At 31.4% G+C, this 681-nt stretch carries 1 protein-coding gene; it reads right to left on the reverse strand.

What is annotated here, in order from left to right; genetic code table 11:
• Positions 1-399: 399 nt before the first annotated feature.
• Positions 400-681 (reverse strand): type ISP restriction/modification enzyme (locus ABD917_RS08770; protein ID WP_345119676.1); only part of this gene is annotated, 282 nt, incomplete at its 5' end.

The raw sequence follows: 681 nt of genomic DNA on the forward strand, positions 1-681 counted from the left end.
TAAATACAATCTTTAATATATATTTAAAAGGGTTTTGTAGGTGTTTTGGGGGTTTTAAAAACAGACAAAACCTATAAGTAATATAAGCAAAATTAATATACATAACTCTCTTTAAAGAGATTTTTTGAAAGCTATAAAGCTCTCATTTGAGATTACGGTGTAATCTTTTAAAGGCAATCCAAATAAATCTTATCTTGTTTAAGAGTGGATTTCTTATAAGTCTTAAAGCAATCCAAATGACAGTGTTTAAAAGTGCAAATGATTTCTTTTTAGAAGAACGCATATAAACACTCCTTTTAAGATTATAGGTAATCAAATTACAAGAGAGGTATAGATTATAATTATAAGGCTCTATACCCCTTGTGAATTTATCATACCCATCATGTAAGCATGGCAAGTCTATTCAGTTTCTCTTATTTCTAATTTTGGTAGGCTCTTAACAATTTTCATTGTCTCTAAACTTACGGTAATAACCCTTTGAAACAACTCTAATGGATAAGCAGGGTTTCCAACGGTTTCAACAGCATAGCGATTGGCATCATTCACAATACCACTTTTTTTATCTGTCTTAACGCATTGACGCCCCATAACCCATTCAAGAGCAGGCTTGCCATTTACGATATACTCATAAGCTTCAAGAGGGATATCTGTTATGATGATGTTGCTGTTATAAATAACAGT

Origin of the sequence: Bartonella pachyuromydis, from assembly GCF_039543065.1 — a bacterium.
Classification (GTDB): domain Bacteria; phylum Pseudomonadota; class Alphaproteobacteria; order Rhizobiales; family Rhizobiaceae; genus Bartonella; species Bartonella pachyuromydis.